This window comes from Streptomyces sp. NPDC007088 (assembly GCF_042869355.1).
GTDB lineage: Bacteria > Actinomycetota > Actinomycetes > Streptomycetales > Streptomycetaceae > Streptomyces.
This window is the reverse complement of record NZ_JBIAFO010000006.1, coordinates 293,332-309,730: the sequence shown is the minus strand read 5'-3', so window position 1 is coordinate 309,730 and position 16,399 is coordinate 293,332. Positions and strand designations below refer to the sequence as shown.

The 16,399-nt window shown below is 73.2% G+C and carries 15 protein-coding genes and 1 pseudogene; 3 read left to right on the top strand and 13 right to left on the bottom strand.

What is annotated here, in order from left to right; all coding sequences use genetic code 11:
• Positions 1-26: 26 nt before the first annotated feature.
• The 5 genes and pseudogenes from ACFYMP_RS12700 to uraD all read right to left on the bottom strand — a co-directional run.
• A complete protein-coding gene (locus tag ACFYMP_RS12700; protein ID WP_388855180.1) occupies positions 27-1,364 on the bottom strand; it encodes a nucleobase:cation symporter-2 family protein in 1,338 nt (445 codons plus the stop codon).
• A 270-nt stretch (positions 1,365-1,634) separates the two neighbouring features.
• A complete protein-coding gene (locus tag ACFYMP_RS12695) occupies positions 1,635-3,044 on the bottom strand; it encodes an 8-oxoguanine deaminase (RefSeq protein WP_388855010.1) in 1,410 nt (469 codons plus the stop codon).
• Between the two features lie 119 nt (positions 3,045-3,163).
• Positions 3,164-4,123, bottom strand: a complete 960-nt coding sequence (gene pucL / locus ACFYMP_RS12690) for a factor-independent urate hydroxylase (protein ID WP_388855007.1) — start codon at positions 4,121-4,123, stop codon at positions 3,164-3,166.
• A 4-nt stretch (positions 4,124-4,127) separates the two neighbouring features.
• Positions 4,128-4,556 carry a hydroxyisourate hydrolase gene (gene uraH / locus ACFYMP_RS12685; protein WP_388855004.1) on the bottom strand — a complete coding sequence of 143 codons (429 nt, stop codon included), beginning with the start codon at positions 4,554-4,556 and terminating at the stop codon, positions 4,128-4,130.
• A 134-nt stretch (positions 4,557-4,690) separates the two neighbouring features.
• Positions 4,691-5,194, bottom strand: a pseudogene (uraD, locus tag ACFYMP_RS12680) (2-oxo-4-hydroxy-4-carboxy-5-ureidoimidazoline decarboxylase); the annotation flags it as partial.
• A gap of 332 nt (positions 5,195-5,526) precedes the next feature.
• Between uraD and ACFYMP_RS12675 the strand changes: the two are divergent.
• Positions 5,527-5,703, top strand: a complete 177-nt coding sequence (locus ACFYMP_RS12675) for a hypothetical protein (protein ID WP_388855001.1) — start codon at positions 5,527-5,529, stop codon at positions 5,701-5,703.
• A gap of 158 nt (positions 5,704-5,861) precedes the next feature.
• On the opposite strand, the gene ACFYMP_RS12670 is transcribed toward ACFYMP_RS12675, so the two are convergent.
• From ACFYMP_RS12670 to ACFYMP_RS12660, 3 genes are all read right to left on the bottom strand, one after another.
• A complete protein-coding gene (locus ACFYMP_RS12670) occupies positions 5,862-6,275 on the bottom strand; it encodes a helix-turn-helix domain-containing protein (RefSeq protein ID WP_388855177.1) in 414 nt (137 codons plus the stop codon).
• Positions 6,276-6,388: 113 nt separating this feature from the next.
• Positions 6,389-6,643 (bottom strand): hypothetical protein, encoded by a 255-nt coding sequence (locus ACFYMP_RS12665; protein ID WP_388854998.1) that lies wholly within the window; start codon positions 6,641-6,643, stop codon positions 6,389-6,391.
• A gap of 76 nt (positions 6,644-6,719) precedes the next feature.
• Positions 6,720-7,673 carry an NUDIX domain-containing protein gene (locus tag ACFYMP_RS12660; RefSeq protein WP_388854995.1) on the bottom strand — a complete coding sequence of 318 codons (954 nt, stop codon included), beginning with the start codon at positions 7,671-7,673 and terminating at the stop codon, positions 6,720-6,722.
• Between the two features lie 573 nt (positions 7,674-8,246).
• Between ACFYMP_RS12660 and ACFYMP_RS12655 the strand changes: the two genes are divergently transcribed.
• Complete coding sequence (locus tag ACFYMP_RS12655; protein ID WP_388854992.1) at positions 8,247-8,918, top strand: GntR family transcriptional regulator; 672 nt, start codon at positions 8,247-8,249, stop codon at positions 8,916-8,918.
• Between the two features lie 140 nt (positions 8,919-9,058).
• Complete coding sequence (locus tag ACFYMP_RS12650; RefSeq protein ID WP_388854989.1) at positions 9,059-10,270, top strand: amidohydrolase family protein; 1,212 nt, start codon at positions 9,059-9,061, stop codon at positions 10,268-10,270.
• 143 nt (positions 10,271-10,413) lie between these two features.
• On the opposite strand, the gene ACFYMP_RS12645 is transcribed toward ACFYMP_RS12650, so the two are convergent.
• The 5 genes from ACFYMP_RS12645 to ACFYMP_RS12625 are packed head-to-tail and all read right to left on the bottom strand — an operon-like array spanning position 10,414 to position 16,028.
• A complete protein-coding gene (locus tag ACFYMP_RS12645) occupies positions 10,414-11,460 on the bottom strand; it encodes an ABC transporter ATP-binding protein (protein WP_388854986.1) in 1,047 nt (348 codons plus the stop codon).
• Positions 11,457-12,539, bottom strand: a complete 1,083-nt coding sequence (locus tag ACFYMP_RS12640; RefSeq protein WP_388854983.1) for an ABC transporter ATP-binding protein — start codon at positions 12,537-12,539, stop codon at positions 11,457-11,459. The genes ACFYMP_RS12645 and ACFYMP_RS12640 overlap by 4 nt, the downstream gene beginning before the upstream one ends.
• Entirely contained in the window at positions 12,536-13,450 is a 915-nt protein-coding gene (locus ACFYMP_RS12635) for an ABC transporter permease (protein ID WP_388854980.1), read from the bottom strand. The genes ACFYMP_RS12640 and ACFYMP_RS12635 overlap by 4 nt, the downstream gene beginning before the upstream one ends.
• Positions 13,447-14,421 carry an ABC transporter permease gene (locus ACFYMP_RS12630; RefSeq protein WP_388854976.1) on the bottom strand — a complete coding sequence of 325 codons (975 nt, stop codon included), beginning with the start codon at positions 14,419-14,421 and terminating at the stop codon, positions 13,447-13,449. The genes ACFYMP_RS12635 and ACFYMP_RS12630 overlap by 4 nt, the downstream gene beginning before the upstream one ends.
• Positions 14,418-16,028, bottom strand: coding sequence for an ABC transporter substrate-binding protein (locus tag ACFYMP_RS12625; RefSeq protein ID WP_388854973.1), 1,611 nt, complete (start codon positions 16,026-16,028; stop codon positions 14,418-14,420). The genes ACFYMP_RS12630 and ACFYMP_RS12625 overlap by 4 nt, the downstream gene beginning before the upstream one ends.
• Positions 16,029-16,399 lie beyond the last annotated feature (371 nt).

The window sequence follows — 16,399 nt, the reverse complement described above, 5'->3', positions numbered from 1 at the left end:
CGCGCACCGGCCCGCCCCCGCCCTCCTCACTCCGGTGCGGGTGCGCGGCGCCACGTCACGTGGTTGAAGGCCAGGTTGAGCAGGAGGGCGACGACGCAGCCGGTGCTGATGCCGGAGTCGAGCACGACGAGGGCGTCGTGCGGGAAGGCGCGGTAGAAGTCGGGCGCCACGATGGGGACGAGGCCCACACCGAGGGCGACGGCGACGATGAGCGCGTTCTCGCCCTTCTCCAGGGCGGCCCCGGCGAGCGTCTGCACGCCGCTCGCGGCGACTGTGCCGAACAGGACGACGCCCGCGCCGCCGAGGACCGGGAGCGGTACGAGCGCGATGACGGAGGCCGCGACCGGGCACAGGCCGAGGACGACGAGGATGAGGCCGCCGGTCGCGACGACGAACCGGCTGCGCACCCTGGTCATCGCGACGAGCCCGATGTTCTGCGCGAAGGCGCTCGCCATGAAGCCGTTGAACAAGGGGCTGAGGGCGCTGCCGAGGGTGTCGGCGCGCAGTCCCCGTTTGATGGTGTGCTCGTCGCAGGGCCTGTCCACGACCTTGCCGAGCGCGAGCATGTCGGCGGTGGACTCCGTCATGCACACGAGCATGACGACGCACATCGAGACGATCGCCGCGGCCTCGAAGTGCGGGGCGCCGAAGTGGAAGGGCGTGGGGAAGCCGACCGGGTCGGCGGCGCGCAGCGCGTCCAGGTTCGTCATGCCGAGCGGGATCGAGAGCAGGGTGCCCGCGACGAGTCCGAGCAGGACGGCGATCTGCTGGAGGAATCCGGTCAGGAGCCCCCGCAGGGCCAGCACGATGACGAGGGTGAGGGCTGCCATGCCGATGTTCCGCATCGAGCCGTGGCCGGCGCCCGCGGCGGCCCCGCCCTGCGCCCAGTCGAAGGAGACCGGGAGCAGGGACACCCCGATGAGGGTGATGACGGTGCCGGTGACGACGGGCGGGAAGAAGCGGACCAGCCGCGAGAACCAGGGGGTGAGCAGGAAGCCGAGGAGTCCGGCGACGAGGATCGCGCCGAAGATCACGGTGAGCCCTTCGGCGCCCCGGTCCCTGCCGATCGCGACCATCGGGGTGACGCCGGCGAAGGAGACTCCGTTGACGAACGGCAGTCGCGCGCCGATCTTCCCTATGCCGAGGGTCTGGAGCAGCGTCGCGAGTCCCGCGGTGAACAGGCTCGCGCCCATGAGGAAGGCGGTGTCCCTCGCGTCGAGGCCCACGGCGGGTCCCACCACCATGGGCGGGGCGACGACCCCGGCGTACATCGCGGCGACGTGCTGGAGCCCGCTGGCGATCATGCGCAGCGGGGGCGGCTTCTCGTCCACGGGGTGCGGGGCGCCGGCCGGGCGGTCCGGTATGCCGGGCGGGTCCTCCTCCTCGGCGGGCGCCTCCCCTGTCGGCCCGTCGATGTGGAGCGGGTGTGGGGGTGGCGTACTGAGGGGCCGGCGCTCGCGGTCGGTCCGGGTGCGCGCGGGGGGTTCGGTGGTCACGAGGCGGCTCCTCCGGTCGGGTACGTGTCGGCGGTGACACGGGGGTCAGGGAGGTGGTGCGCGTGAGTCCGCGCGCGAGACGCGCGCGGGCGGGGCGGGGGGCGGCTCTTCCCCGGTCCCCGGCGGGCGGCGTCCGGCTCAGCCCGCCGCGAGGCGGGCCAGCCGCCGGGCCTCCTGCCGGGTCTCCCGGGCGAGGCTCTCCTCGTCGGCGTGCACGAGACGGCCGTGTTCGACGACGGGCCGGCCGCCGACGAGGGAGAGGGTGACGGGGGCGGGGGCGCCGAGGACGAGCGCGGCGACGGGGTCGGCGATCGAGGAGTGCGCGAGGGTGTCCATGCGCCACAGCACGAGGTCGGCGAGTTTCCCGGGTTCGAGGGAGCCGATCTGCGCGGCGCGGCCCAGGACTTGAGCGCCCCCGTACGTGCCAAGGCGCAGGGCCTGTCGCGCGGTCATGGCGGCCTCGCGGTGCGGGCCGAGCCGGCTGACGAGCACGGCGTTGCGCAATTCGGTGTGCAGTTCGCCCGCTTCGTTGGAGGCGGTGCCGTCCACCCCGAGGCCGACCGGGACGCCCGCCGCGAGCAGGTCGGGGACGCGGGCGATACCGGCGGCGAGCCGGGCGTTGGAGGAGGGGCAGTGCGCGACGCCGGTTCCGGTGCGGGCGAAGGCCGCGATGTCGGCGTCGTTCATGTGGACGCAGTGCGCCATCCACACGTCCTCGCCGAGCCAGCCGGTGGAGTCGAAGTAGTCGGTGGGCCCCATGCCGAACAGCTCCCGGCAGAACTGCTCCTCCTCCCGCGTCTCCGAGCCGTGGGTGTGCAGCCTGACCCCTTTGCGGCGGGCGAGTTCCGCGCCCTGCTTGAGCAGGTCGGTGGAGACGGAGAACGGGGAGCAGGGGGCGACGGCGATCTGGGTCATCGCGCCGAAGGACGTGTCGTGGTGCCGGTCGATGGTCTCCTCGGTCGCGGCGAGGGCTTCCTCCAGGGACTCGACGGCGAAGTCGGGGGGCAGCCCTCCCTGGGAGGCGCCCCGGTCCATGGAGCCGCGCGCCAGTGTGAGGCGCACGCCGAGTTCGCGGGCGGCGGCGACGACGGCTCCGGCCAAGTCGCCGCTGCCGCGCGGGTAGACGTAGTGGTGGTCCATGGCCGTGGTGACGCCGCCCTTGGCCATCATGGCGAGGGAGCCCCGCGCTCCGGCCCGCACCATGGGCTCGTCGATGCGGGCCCAGGTCGGGTAGAGGGCCACGAGCCAGTCGAAGAGTTTGTGATCGGTGGCCAGGCCCCGGGTGAGCCACTGGTAGAAGTGGTGGTGGGTGTTGACCAGGCCCGGGGTGACGAGGTGTCCGGTGGCGTCGACGCGGCGGACGACGTCGCGCAGACCGGCGGGCGCGGGCCCCGGGCCGAGCGACTCGATACGGTCCTGGGCGAGGACGAGATGGCCCGAGGCGTACTCGGTACCGGCGGAGTCGACGGTGGCGATCGCGGCGTTCTCGATCACGAGGCGGCCGGCCGGGGCGGCGGGGCGGGCCGGCTCGGTACTGGCTGGTGTCACGAGGTGTCCCCTCGGTGCTGGCGCGGACTGCTCGGAGCTTGCGAGGGCGGGTGGCCGGCCCCGCTTGTCTGCCGGGGCCGGCTGACGGCGGCGCCGGCGGCGGGACCGCGGCCGGCTGCTCAGAGGTTGCTGAGATCGGCGGGTATGCGGGCCTCGTGGCCCTCGCGCAGGATGGTCGCCTCGATGAGGCCGTAGGGCCGGTCGGCCGCGAAGAACACCTCGTTGTCGTTCTTGAGGCCGAAGGGTTCGAGGTCGACGAGGAAGTGGTGTTTGTTGGGGAGGGAGAAGCGCACCTCGTCGATCTCCGGCCGGTGCGCGATGATCCGCGAGCCCATCTCGAACATCGTCTGCTGGAGGGAGAGCGAGTAGGTGCCGGCGAAGGCGTCGAGCAGGTGGCGGCGCACCTGGGTCCAGGAGGTGTCCCAGTCGGGCGCCTCGGCGGCGTCCTCGTGCCAGCCGAAGCGCCAGCGTCCGGACACGTCGGTGGCGAGGATGCGGTCGTGGGTCTCGGGCAGCGTCGTGTACTTGTCCTTGACGAAGCCCCAGAACTCGGAGTCGGTGGAGTTGAGGACGGTGAGCCCCTTGACCCCCGAGACGACCTCCCAGCGGCCGCCCTCGTGCGTGACCTGGGTCAGCCGGACTCCGCCGCCCTTGCGGACGAAGGAGTGGGCGGGCCCCTCCCCCTCGCGGCCGATACGGTCCCAGGCGTACTCCTCGACGCGGACCCGGGCTCGGTGGACGGACTCCTGGCTGCCGACGAAGTGCCGGGCCAGGAGGATGGCGAACTCCTCGGGGGAGGCGATGCCGTGTTCCTTGGCGAAGGCGTACACGGTGTTCTTGGTGGTGTCGGTGGGCAGGCAGTTCGCGTTCGAACCCGAGTAGTGCACGTCGTCCATGGCGCCGGAGAGGGCGATGGACACGTTCAGGTCCTTGATGTGGTGGGTGTCGCCGGAGCGGACGACGCGCACCACGCGCACGTCGGCCTTCCCGTACTGGTTGGGGCCGAGCACGGCCGGTCCCGCGGGCCGGGCGGCGGCCGGAGGGGTGGGGTGGGTGGCCGGGGCGGTGGGGTCGGTCATGTCGCTAGCTCCCTCGGTATGCGGAGTAGCCGAACGGGCTGAGCAGCAGGGGCACGTGGTAGTGCTCGCCCGGGGAGACGGTGAAGACGAGGCTCACCTCGGGGAAGAACACGGCGGCCTCGCCTCCTTCCCCGCTGCTGTCCTGCCGTGTGCCGTCCGGTGCTGGGGCGGTGCTTGCGGTGGCGCGCAGGTGGCCGGCGGTGTCGAAGACGAGCCGTACCTGCGCGGTGTCCGGCGGGAGTTCGGGCAGATCCTTGCACCGGCCGTCGGCGTCGGTGCGGGACGCGCCGATCTCCGTCCAGGCCGCCGCCGGCCCGGGGCGGGCGTGGACGGTGACGGGGACGGCGGTGGCCGGACGCCCGAGGCTCGTGTCGAGGACGTGGGTCGACACGGAAGGACGCGTACGGCGGCCGGGATGGTGACCGCTGGTCATGACGGGGTCCCTTCGTGGGGGCGGGTCGTCGGGCGGGCGACGGCGGCCGGCTCAGCGGCCGGTGAGTCGGTGGCGACGCGTTCGGGTCCGGGGTCTGGCTCTGGTCGCGGTTCCGGTCCGGGCCCCGGCCCCGGTTCGGTCAGCAGCCGGTCGAGCCGGACGCGGTGAATCCTGGCGAGTTCGGCGCGGGCGACCTCCCGCTCCCGCGCGGGGGCGTTGCCGAGACGTTCCTCCAGCGCGGCCAGCATGTCCTCGGCGCTCGCCCCGGTGGCACAGATCAGGAAGACGTGCCCGAACCTCTCCTGGTAGGCCAGGTTCAGCGCGAGCATCCTTTCCCGCAGCTCCTCCGGCGCGCCCGCCATGCCGCGCTGTTCACGCGCCGAGGTGGGGTCGCCCGGCGTGGGGCGGCCGATCGGCGGGTGACCGGCGAGGGCCTCGTCGAGGTCGGCGCCGTCGAGCGCCGAGGTGGCGGTGTCGCTCGCCTCGAACAGCTCCCCGGCGTGCCGGTAGGGCCGTTTCGCGAGCAGTGCGGCCCCCCAGGCCCGGCTCGCGCACACCTCACGCAGTACGGCGCTCGCGTGGGACGTGGAGAGGGAGTTGAACCGGTCGATCGGCACGGGGGACCTCCGGGGCCTGATGCGGTACGGCTGCGCATAGCTAAGACCCTCCACCCGGCCGCGTCAACACTTTGTTGAAGGCGCGCGGCGGCGGGAAACGAGGCCGATACCGGGCGGTAACGCACACGTTCCGGCCCCTCTTGGAGCACGTCGCGGCCGCGCGTCGGGAGGCCGGTGGCGCGTCCGCCCTGGTCAGGGCACCGGACTGACGGGGCCTCAGTTGCCGGACACCGCAGGGCCCTGGTTGTATACGGCACCTGCTCGCGGGCGGCGGTTCGGGCCGGCCGTGTGGCCTCGCGCGACGTTCACATCGCTGTAGCCCCACTGTCAGTGCCCGCCCCTAGGCTGCACTCATGCCTCATACGCACAGGCCCGTCACTCCGCCCCGTTCCGCGGCGATCGTCAACGCCGAGATCCGCGCGCTGTGGGCGAGCGGCGGCCGGCTCTCGCGCGAGCGTCGCGAGGAGTACGAGGACCTGCTCGCGGAGTGGTCGGCGGCGATACGCGCGGAGGTCGTCACGGCCGCCTGAAGCCGCCTGAAGCGGAGCGCGCCCGCGCGGACCACGCCTCGGCCGTCCGCATCCGGGCGATCCGCGGCCGGGCGGCGGACACCGCCCGCTCCCCGGTCCGGCGCCGCCTCCGACGCCCGACGGCCGTTACCGGCCCCGCGTCCGACGCCCGACGGCCGTTACGGCTTCCGCGACGCGTCCCGGCCGCCTTCCGCGCCCCGCTCGCCTTCCGCGCTCCGCTCCCCCTTGGCGCGCTGCTCGTTCGCGTAGTTGATGTAGTTGTAGACGGTGAAACGGCTGACGCCGAGCGCGCTCGCGACCGTTTCGACGCCGTGGCGGACGGTGAAGGCGCCGCGCCCCTCCAACTGCTTCACGACGTCCTGTTTGGTCCTGCGGTCGAGTGCGGCGAGCGGCCCGTGGACCCGTTCGAGCCCGGCGAGTATCCGGTCCAGGGATTCCGCGAGGCGGGGCAGGCGGACGGCGAAGACCTCCTCGCCCTCCCAGCTCAGCATCACGTCCTCGGGTCCGGCCGCACGCGGTTCGAGGACCTGCGCGCCGAGGGCGTCGACGAGCGGCTTCACGGCGTCGAGCAGCGGATGCCGGGGGAACTCCGGATGCCCGGGAAGCTCCGGATGCCCGGGAAGCTCCGGACGCTCGGGAAGCTCCGGACGCCCGGTGGGGCCGCTTGGCCGCTTGGGGGGCGTACTCACCGACCGTCCTCCTCGTCGAGGACGCTGACCTGGAGGGACACCCGGTTCGCCCCGGCCTCCAGGGTCTTCCTGAGCAGGCGGGCGACGGAGTCGAGCACCACGTCGGCGCGGCCGTCCGCGGTGTTGCCGAACGGGCCCACGTCGACGGCGTCGAGGTCGGCGCCGTCGATCACCTGCCGGGCCACGAGCGCGTGCCGCGGCGTCTCGTCCAGGTCGAAGGGCTCGGTGGTGAACTCGACCCGCAATCGCACGGTGCCTCCCCGGACTCGACCGTCGTACGGCGCCGGGGTCCGGCACCGCACCCGACCCTAACCGAACAGGAATCGCTCACCCCCGGCCCGGGGCGATCTCCTCCACCGGCCTGGGGGCCGCCCGGGGCAGGCCCCAGCGGTCGGCGGCGAGATCGGCGGCGGCCCGCGCCCGCTCGCGGGTCCCGCCGCCGGGGCCGAGCAGGGCGGCCGCCTGTGCGGGCGGCGCGAGCAGATGGGCGGGGCCACCGGACGGGACGGTCAGGCCGGGAGCGAGCCGGGCCACCGCCCCGGCCCGGCCGGGCAGCGCCGACGGGATGTCGTGGAAGAGACCGCCGTGGTGGGCGCTCGGCAGTGTGCAGTGCCTGCCCTCGGAGTCCACGAGGAGCAGGACGCGGCCCTGCGGGTCGAAGGCCCACACCCCGGTGGCGGCACTCCCGGCCGGGGCGGCCCCCGGGACGACACCGTGCCGTTCGAGCACCCCCGGGGCCGTGGCCCTGCCGTCCTCCAGCACCGCGGGGCCGCTCGCGTCGACCCGGGCGCGGTAGGCGGCGAGCATCCGGGCGCCGTCCAGCGGGCCCATCCGCGCGGCGGCCTCGGCGGCGGGCAGCAGGTGGTGGGCGCCGAGTTCGGCCGGGGGCAGCACGATGCGGGCCAGCGCGCCCGGTCCGAGCACCCCGCCGTCCCACACGTACAGGGTCTCGCCGGGGAAGCAGCCGAACTCGGCGTACTCCTCGTGGTCGCCGCTGACCCATTCCACGACCAGCAGGCGGGAGGGCCGTACGACGAGCGCCAGTTCCTCCGCCACCTCGCGGGCGGCGCTGCGGGAGGGCCGCTCCCCGGGGTCCATCCCGCCGCCGGGCAGCAACAGCCCTTCGCGGTAGCGGGGTTCGACGACCAGCACACGCCCGTCCGCATCGGTGAACAGGACGGCTGAGCCGCCCCAGAAGGCGGCACGGGAGCGGGCGTACTCCTCGGGCGCGAGGCTTACCGGCTCGGCGCGCAGGTCGTCGTCGCGGGTGGCGAACGTCATGAACGGCCTTTCTGAGGGGGGAGGGAGGACGGACGGGAGGAAAGCCTGCCCAACGGGACGGAGGGGGATTCCGGGACGAGGGTGGCGGATGTGGCGCAAGGTGGCACGCCACGGGCGCGACGACCCGCCCGCGCGCGGGGTCGCGGAGCGGACGGATCACGAAGCGGGCGTACCGGTACCGGCCCCGGTACGGCCGGGCGGCGTCCTGCCGCGCCGGGGCCGGGACACCGGAGAGCGGCGGGGCACCGGGACCGGCCGGCTCCCGGCCACGCCCCAGACACCATGATCACGAGCCGGGGTCGCCATCACAGCCACCGGCCACCGGCCACCGGCCACCACGCTGGTATACCTTAAGGCCCCGGAGCCACCCCGGAAGCGACGAATCGCCTGTCTCATTTCGGGATTAGGCCGCGTATCACCCGAGAACATTTCCCCTTGGTATGCCAAGTGTTAGTGTCGCCTGCGTCCTTGGCAGCGTGACGGCCGGCCGGCCGGAGCCGCTTCGGCCGGGGCGTCGTCTTCAGGAGGCTCCATGCGCACCCGCCCACCCGTGGACCTCGGCAGGGCCGGTCGGTGAGTTCCCCGGCGCCGGACGCGGGGGGCTCGCACGTCGTGCACGCCGAACGCGTGATCCGGGACGGGGTGCTCTCCGGCGCGTACCCGCCGGGCACCCGGCTGCGTGAGCGCGAACTGTCGCAGACCCTCGGTTACTCCCGTATCCCGGTCCGCGAGGCGCTGACCCGGCTCGCCGCCGACGGTCTCGTGGAACTCTCGCCCCGGCGCGGCGCCTCGGTACGGCGGTTGTCGCTGCGCGACGTCAACGAACTCTTCGACCTCCGTCTGAGCCTGGAGGTCTTCGCCGCGCGCCGGGCGGCCCAGGCGGACGCCTCGGGACCGGCCGCGCGGCGGCTGCGGGAGCTGATGGAGTGTGCCGAGGACGCCACGCGTCGCGGAGCGGTCGAGGAGATTCCCGGCGCGAACACCGCCCTGCACGCCGGGATCGTCGCGATGACGGGGAACCACCTCCTCCAGACGGCGCTGCACCCCTCGCTGGGGCTCATGCAGTGGGTCTTCACCCTCACCGGGAACCTCGACCCCGCCGTGCAGTGCGCCGAGCACCGGGACCTGTGCGCCGCGATCCACTCCGGGAACGCGGAGCTGGCCGGCGCCGTCGCGTACGCCCACATCGAACGGGGCCGCGGCCCCTCTCTCGCGACCCTGGCCAGAATCCTCCCGGCCGAGTGACGGACCGCGCCCCCCGGGCAGCCGCCCGTACCGGACCCGCGCCGGGCCGTACCGGAACCGCACCGTGCCCCCTGCGGGCCGGTGTCGTCCACCCCCGCCCCCAACCCACCTCAGCCCCACAAGGAACGGAACACGTCCGCATGCTCATCACCAACGTCCGCCCCTGGGGCGGCCCGTCGCAGGACATCGAGATCCGGGACGGCGCGATAGCCGCACTGCACCCACACGAGCCCGGTCGCGCCACGGCGGGCGCCTCGGTGGACGGGCGGGGCCGGCTCGCGCTGCCCTCCTTCTCCGACGTCCACTGCCACCTGGACTCGACCCGGATCGGGCTGCCCTTCCGCCCGCACACGGGGGCGCCCGGGGTCTGGGGCCTGACGATGAACGACCGGGCGCACTGGCGCGAGGACGAGTGGAGCGTCGCCGAACGGGCCACGTACACGCTGGGCCGGATGATCGAGCGCGGTACGACCCGGGTGCGCAGCTACGCGCAGATCGACGCCGACTGCGGCCTGGAGCGCTTCGAGGGCGTACTGGCCGCGAAGGAGGCGCACGCCGACCGCTGCGAGGTCGAGATCATGGCGTTCCCGCAGGCCGGGCTGTTGCGGGAGAAGGGGGTGCCGGAGCTGATGGACGAGGCGCTGTCCTCCGGCGCGGCGGTCGTGGGCGGGATCGATCCCTGCACCCTGGACCGTGACCCGGTGCGCCACCTCGACATCCTCTTCGGCCTGGCCGAGAAGCACCAGGCGCCCATCGACGTCCACCTGCACGAGCCCGGCCACCTCGGTGTGTTCAGTGTCGATCTCATCCTGGAGCGGGTCCGCGCGCTCGGCATGGCCGGAAAGGTGACGCTGTCCCACGCCTACGAACTGGGCGCCGTGGACGAGGCGACGACGCGCCGGCTCATCGAGGAGTTCGCCGAGCTGGACATCTCGATGGCGACGATCGCTCCCGCGCAGCAGCTCCACGCCCTGCCGCTGGCGGAGCTGACGCGGGCGGGCGTCCGGGTCGGTCTGGGCGAGGACGGGCAGCGCGACTTCTGGTCGCCCTACGGCAACGCGGACATGCTGGACCGTACCTGGCAGCTCGCCTTCACCAACCGGTACCGCAAGGACGAGCTGATCGAGCACTGCGTGGCCGTCGCCTCGCGCGGTGGTGCCTCGATCCTGGACCCCGGGCTGCCGAGGCTGAGTTCGGTGGCCGACCGTCCCGCCCTGGCCGTGGGTGACCGCGCCGACCTGCTGCTGGTGGAGGGCGAGACGGTCGCCTCCGCCGTGATGGACCGCGGCGAGGACCGGACGGTCCTGCACGCCGGTCGCGTGGTCGCGGACGGCCTGCGGCTCGTCGGCTGAGAGCCGGCCGGTACGAAGCGGCCCTGCCCCCCTCTCACAGGAGGGGGACAGGGCCGCTTCGTGTTTGCCGGCCTGCCGCTTGGCGCCGGCGGGCCTCTTCGTGGGGGCTGGCCTCTGCGTGTACCGGCGGCCGACGGGCCGTCTCAGGCGGCTGTGGTCGCCGCGTGCGCGGCGTCCGGCACGGTGCCGTCGTCCGCCACGAGGTGGCAGGCGACCTGGCGTCCCGCGGCGGGCCCGGTCTGCGAGGCGGCCACCGTGCGCAGCGCGGGCGCCTCGGCGCGGCAGCGGTCGGTGGCCAGGGGGCAGCGGGTGTGGAAGTGGCAGCCGGGCGGCGGGTCGAGGGGGCTGGGCAGGTCCCCGCCGAGCACGATGCGGCTGCGTCCGCGCTGTTCGGCCGGGTCCGGGACCGGCGCGGCCGACAGCAGCGCCTGCGTGTACGGGTGCTTGGGCGCCGCGAACAGGTCGGCGGCGGGCGCCTGTTCGACGATACGGCCGAGGTACATGACGGCGATGCGGTCGGCGAGGTACTCGACGGCGGCGAGGTCGTGCGTGATGAACAGGCAGCCGAAGCCGCGCTCTTGCTGGAGGTCGGCCAGCAGGTTGAGGACGGACGCCTGGACCGAGACGTCGAGCGCGGAGGTCGGCTCGTCGGCCACGAGCAGGCTCGGGTCGACGGAGAGCGCGCGGGCGATGGAGACGCGCTGGCGCTGGCCGCCGGAGAGTTCGTGGGGGCCGCGGTCGGCGAGTTCGGGGCGCAGCCCGACCTGAGCGAGGAGGGCGTCGACCCGGTCCGCCGCCTCCTGCCGGCTCGCCATCCCGTGCAGGCGCAGCGGTTCGGCGATGATCCGCCGGATCGTCATACGCGGGTTGAGGGAGGAGGAGGGGTCCTGGAAGACGAGGTGGAAGTCCTTGCGCAGGGGCCGCAGGGCGCGCGCGGACAGCGTCGTGACGTCGGTCCCGTTGATCCGTACGCTGCCGCCGGTCGGCTGGTCGAGGCGGACCACGCAGCGTCCGACCGTGGACTTCCCGCTGCCCGACTCGCCGACGAGGCCGAGGACTTCACCGGGTTCGATGGTCAGGGTCACGCCGTCCACGGCGCGTACGGTGCCGCCGCCGGCCGCGGTGAAGTGACGGGTGAGGTCCCGTACCGCGAGCACGGGTGCTTCGGTGGGACGGGGACTGCCGGTCATCGCGCGGCTCCCTCGGAGGTGTCGGGGTGGTGGGGCTGTGGGTCCGCCGCGGCGGCGGCCGTGACCGGGTGGTGGCAGGCGACGCGGTGGGTGGTGGACAGTGCGCGCGGTGCGGGGCGGACGGTGAGGCAGTCGGCGCTCGCGTGGGCGCAGCGGGGGGCGAATCCGCAGCCCCGCGGCTGTTCGCTCAGGTCGGGGACGAGCCCGGGGATCTCGTTGAGCCGGGCCCGGCCGCCCGCGGTGCGGCTGCCGGGGCGCAGGACCGCGCCGAGCAGCCCGTTGGTGTACGGGTGCCGGGGCGCGCCGAACAGCTCGTCCACCGGAGCCTGTTCGACGGGGCGTCCGGCGTACATGACGAGGACCCGGTCGGCGGTGTCCGCGACGACGCCGAGGTCGTGGGTGATGAGCACGATCGCGGTGCCGAGGCGGTCGCGCAGGGAGCGGAGCACGTCGAGGATGCCGGCCTGGACGGTGACGTCGAGGGCGGTGGTGGGTTCGTCGGCGATCAGGACGGCCGGGTCGCAGGCGACGGCGATGGCGATCATGACGCGCTGGCGCATACCGCCGGAGAGCTGGTGCGGGTACTCGTCGACGCGGGTGCGCGGGGCGGGGATGCCCACGAGGTCGAGGAGTTCGACGGCGCGTTCCCGGGCCTCCCGCCGCCCGAGGCCCTGGTGGCGGCTGAGCACCTCGGTGATCTGCCGGCCGACGGTGAGCACCGGGTTGAGGGAGGTCATGGGCTCCTGGAAGATCATCGAGAGACGGCGGCCACGCAGCGAGCGCAGTTCCCTCTCGGGGGCGCCGACCAGTTCGCGTCCGTCGAGGCGGATCGATCCGCCGACGTGGGCGGTGGGCGGCAGCAGGCCCATGACGGCCATGGAGGTGACGGACTTCCCGCAGCCCGACTCCCCGACGACGGCGAGTACTTCGCCGGGGGCCAGGTCGTAGGAGACGCCGTCGACGGCGTGCACGGTGCGGTCCTGCCCGTGGAAGGCGACCGTGAGGTCCCGGACGCTGAGGACGGGTTCGTTCTGTCCCGGGGCGGGCCGGGCGGCGGTGGCCGTGTCGGTTCGGGTCACCGGGTACCTCCGCGGGGGTCGAGGATGTCGCGTACGCCGTCGCCGAGCAGGTTGAAGGCGAGGGTGGCCAGGACGATAACGAGGCCGGGGAAGACGGCCATCCAGGGGGCGTCGGCGATGAAGGGCTGGGCGCTGGAGAGCATCACGCCGAGGGAGGGCGAGGGCGGCTGGACGCCGAGGCCGAGGAAGCTGAGGACGGCCTCGCCGATGATGGCGGAGGGGATGCCCACGGTGGCCTGGACGATGAGCGCCGAGGTGGCGTTCGGCAGGATGTGCCGGAAGAGGATCACCCGGTCGTTGCCGCCGTTGGCGAGGGCCGCGCCGACGTAGTCGAGGTGTTTGAGGCGCAGGGTCTCGGCGCGGGTGATGCGGATGATCGCCGGGATCTGCGAGATGCCGATGGCGATGGTGGCGTTCTCCAGCGAGGGCCCGAGGATCGCGGCGAGGCCGACGGCCAGTACGAGGAACGGGAAGGCGAGCAGGGTGTCGGTGAGCCGGGAGACCGCCGAGTCCGCGAAGCGGCCGTAGTAGCCGGCGACCAGTCCGAGGGGGACGGCGACGACGAAGGCGAGGGCGACGGCGAGGACGCCGACCTGCATGGAGGCGGTGACCCCGACCAGGACGCGGGAGAGCTGGTCGCGTCCCAGGTCGTCGGTGCCCAGCCAGTGCGACCAGGACGGTTCGGCGAGCGCGGCGCCGAAGTCGGGCCGGGCCGGGTCGTAGGGGGCGAGCAGGGGCGCGAGGAGGGCCACGCACACGAACAGCGTGGCGAGGACGGCGCCGACGAGGGCGAGGCGGTTGCGGCGCAGCCGGCGCAGTCCGGAGCGCCACCGGCCGCGCCCGGGGCCCGGCTTCGGCGCGGGCGCGGTGACGGCGGGGGCGGCCGGCGCCGGGGAGGGGGCGACGGTCATCGGGAACCTCCGAGCCGGATACGCGGGTCGACGACGGAGTAGAGGAAGTCGACCAGCAGGTTGATCAGGATGTAGGCGGCCGAGGTGAAGAGCACCACGCCCTGGACCATCGCGTAGTCGCGGGTGAAGACCGCGTCGATGGTGAGCTTGCCGAAGCCGGGCAGGACGAAGACCTGTTCGGTGACGACGGCGCCCGAGATGAGCTGGCCGAGTTGCAGGCCGAGCACGGTGACGACGGTGACGAGTGAGTTGCGCAGGGCGTGCCGGCCGATGACGGTGCGCGGGGCGAGCCCCTTGGCGCGGGCGGTGCGGGTGTAGTCGGAGGACAGGGAGTCGATCATCGCGGCTCTGGTCTGCCGCATGACGACGGCGGCGAGTCCGGAGCCCAGCACGATCGCCGGGAGGGTCAGGCGCCGCAGGTTCTCCAGTGGGTCGGTGCCGAAGGGCACGAAGCCGGAGGCGGCGAAGACGGGCACGGCGATGGCGAAGGCGAGGAGGAGGACGATGCCGAGCCAGAAGGAGGGGACGGACATGCCGAGCAGGGCGATGCCATTGGCGAGCCACTCCTCGGGCTTCCCGCGCCGTACGGCGGCCAGCACACCGGCGCCGATCCCGACGACGACGGCCAGGACCAGGGACAGGGCCGCGAGTTCGAGGGTGATGGGCAGGGCCTGGGTGATCGAGTCGAGCACCGGCAGCCCGGTGCGTGCGGAGGTGCCGAAGTCGCCGGTGGCGGCGTTGCTGACGTACCGCCAGTACTGCACGGCGATGTTGTCGTTCAGCCCGTACTCCTGGCGGATCGCGGCGAGCACCTCGGGGGAGGTCTGTTCGCCCGCGAGGGCCTGCGCGGTGTCGCCGGGCATGGCGCGTACGCCGAGGAAGACGGCGATGCTGACGAGTCCCATGGTGATCAGCGACATGCCGAGCCTGCGGCTGATGTAGGAGGTCAGCAGCTTGCGGAGGTGGTTCACCGGCTCCCCTTCACGTATCCGGCTTCCTTCGCCTTGATCAGGCCGTCCCCGGAGAGCTTGACGCCGCTGACGTCCGTGGACGCGGAGACGTAGTTGACCGGCCGGTAGAGGTAGATGACGCCGTGCAGCCGGTTGATCGCCCGGGTGAGCCGGCGGTAGACGTCACGCCGTTTCGCGATGTCCGTCGTGCTGCGGCCCTCCACGATCAGCCGGTCGACCTCCGGGTCGGAGAGCTTCCCCTGGTTGTTGCTGCCGGTGGTGCCGACGAGGCTGTCGATGTTGCCGGCCGGGTCGGGCTGTCCGCCCCAGCCGCCGGTCCTGGCCTGGAAGTCCCCGGCCAGGGTGCGGGTCAGTCCGGTGGCGAACTCGGTGGGCCGCAGCCGTACGTCGAAACCGGCCTCGGCGGCCATGGCCTGGACGACCTGGCCGAGGCGGCTGTCGTCCGGCGTCGTGTTGATCATCAGTTCGAGCGGCACGGGCGTCTTCACCCCGGCCGCCTTGAGCAGCCGCCTGGCCTTGGGCAGGTCCCGCCCGGGGCAGGTGACCGGCGAGCTGAGCGGGGTGCCCGGGGGCACCGGCCCGCAGGCGGGGGCGTACATGCCCTGGAAGACGAGTTTGTTGATCAGCTCGCGGTCGAGGGAGAGGTCGAAGGCCTCCCGGACCCGGACGTCGCGTCCGAAGGGCGAGTCGACCCGGCCGGGCTTCTTGTCGATGCCGTGGACGTTGCCGACGTTCAGGGTGAGCGCCATGTAGCCGAGCGAGGGGGTGTTGAGGAGGGTGATGCCCTTCTCGCCGAGGGAGCCGCGCACCTCCACCGGGCCCATCTGGTCGCCGATCTGCACGTCTCCCGACCTGATGTTGGCCATCCGGATGTTGCCGTCGGTGATCGTCTTGTAGGTCACTCCGGCGAGGTGGACCTTGTCCGCGTCGTAGTAGAGCGGGTCCTTGGTGAGTTCGACGCGGTCGCCGATGACGCGCTTGACGTACTTGAAGGGGCCCACGCAGGAGGGGTGGCTCGCGAACTTCCTGCCGTAGGTCCTGATCGCCTTGGGCGACATGATCAGCCCGGCGGTGTTGGCGAGCCGCCCCAGGAGCGGGACGTCCGCGTGCTTGAGGTCGAGCCGCACCGTGTACTTGCCGGGGGTGCTGACCTTCTTCACCGAGTCGATCTCGGAGGCGCGCCCGGAGCCGCGCAGGTGCAGGTGGCGGTCGAGGGAGGTCTTGACGGCGCGCGCGTCCAGCGGGGTTCCGTCGCTGAAGTGGGCGTCCTCGCGGACGGTGAAGGTGAAGGTCTTCCCGCCGTTGGTGATCCTCGGCATCGAGGCGGCCAGTTGCGGGACGAACTTGTTGTCCTGGTCGACGTCGTAGAGCTGCTCGCACATGGACGAGAAGACGGTCCGGGCGACGAGGGTCGAGGTCAGGCTCGGGTCCAGCATGTCCGGATCGGACTTGAGGGCGATCGTGAGTGTGCCGCCGTCCTTGACGGGGCGGGTGTCGGCGAGGCGCGGCTGGGCGACGGTCCCCTCGCCGGGCGGGGAGAGGGTGCTGCACGCGGTGGTGATCGCCAACAGGGCGACCGCCACGACAGTGGCCGGTATACGACGCACGGCGAAGGGACCTCCTTCGGGACGGCAGGGGAGGACGCGGACCGGCGGCCGGTACGCGTTGAGGCGACACGGTATACCAAGCCGCCGGAGCCCGCGCGGGCCGTCCATGTCGTATTGCCCCAAATGTTGGGCTACTTGGCAGCTCAAGGCGGGCAGTCCGGCACAACTCGCCCCGCGGCGCCCTCGCGCCCGATACCTACTTGGTATACCGAGTGGGGCGCGTGGGGTCCACCGCCCTGTCCTCCACCCAGTTCTCCGTCAGCCTCCGTCAGCCTCCGGAGAGTGGCCGAAGGCGCGGACGGGGCGGTGCGTGTGGCCGAGAGGAGACGGTACGGCTCGGCTCGTTACGGCTCGGTACTGTCCGACTCGGC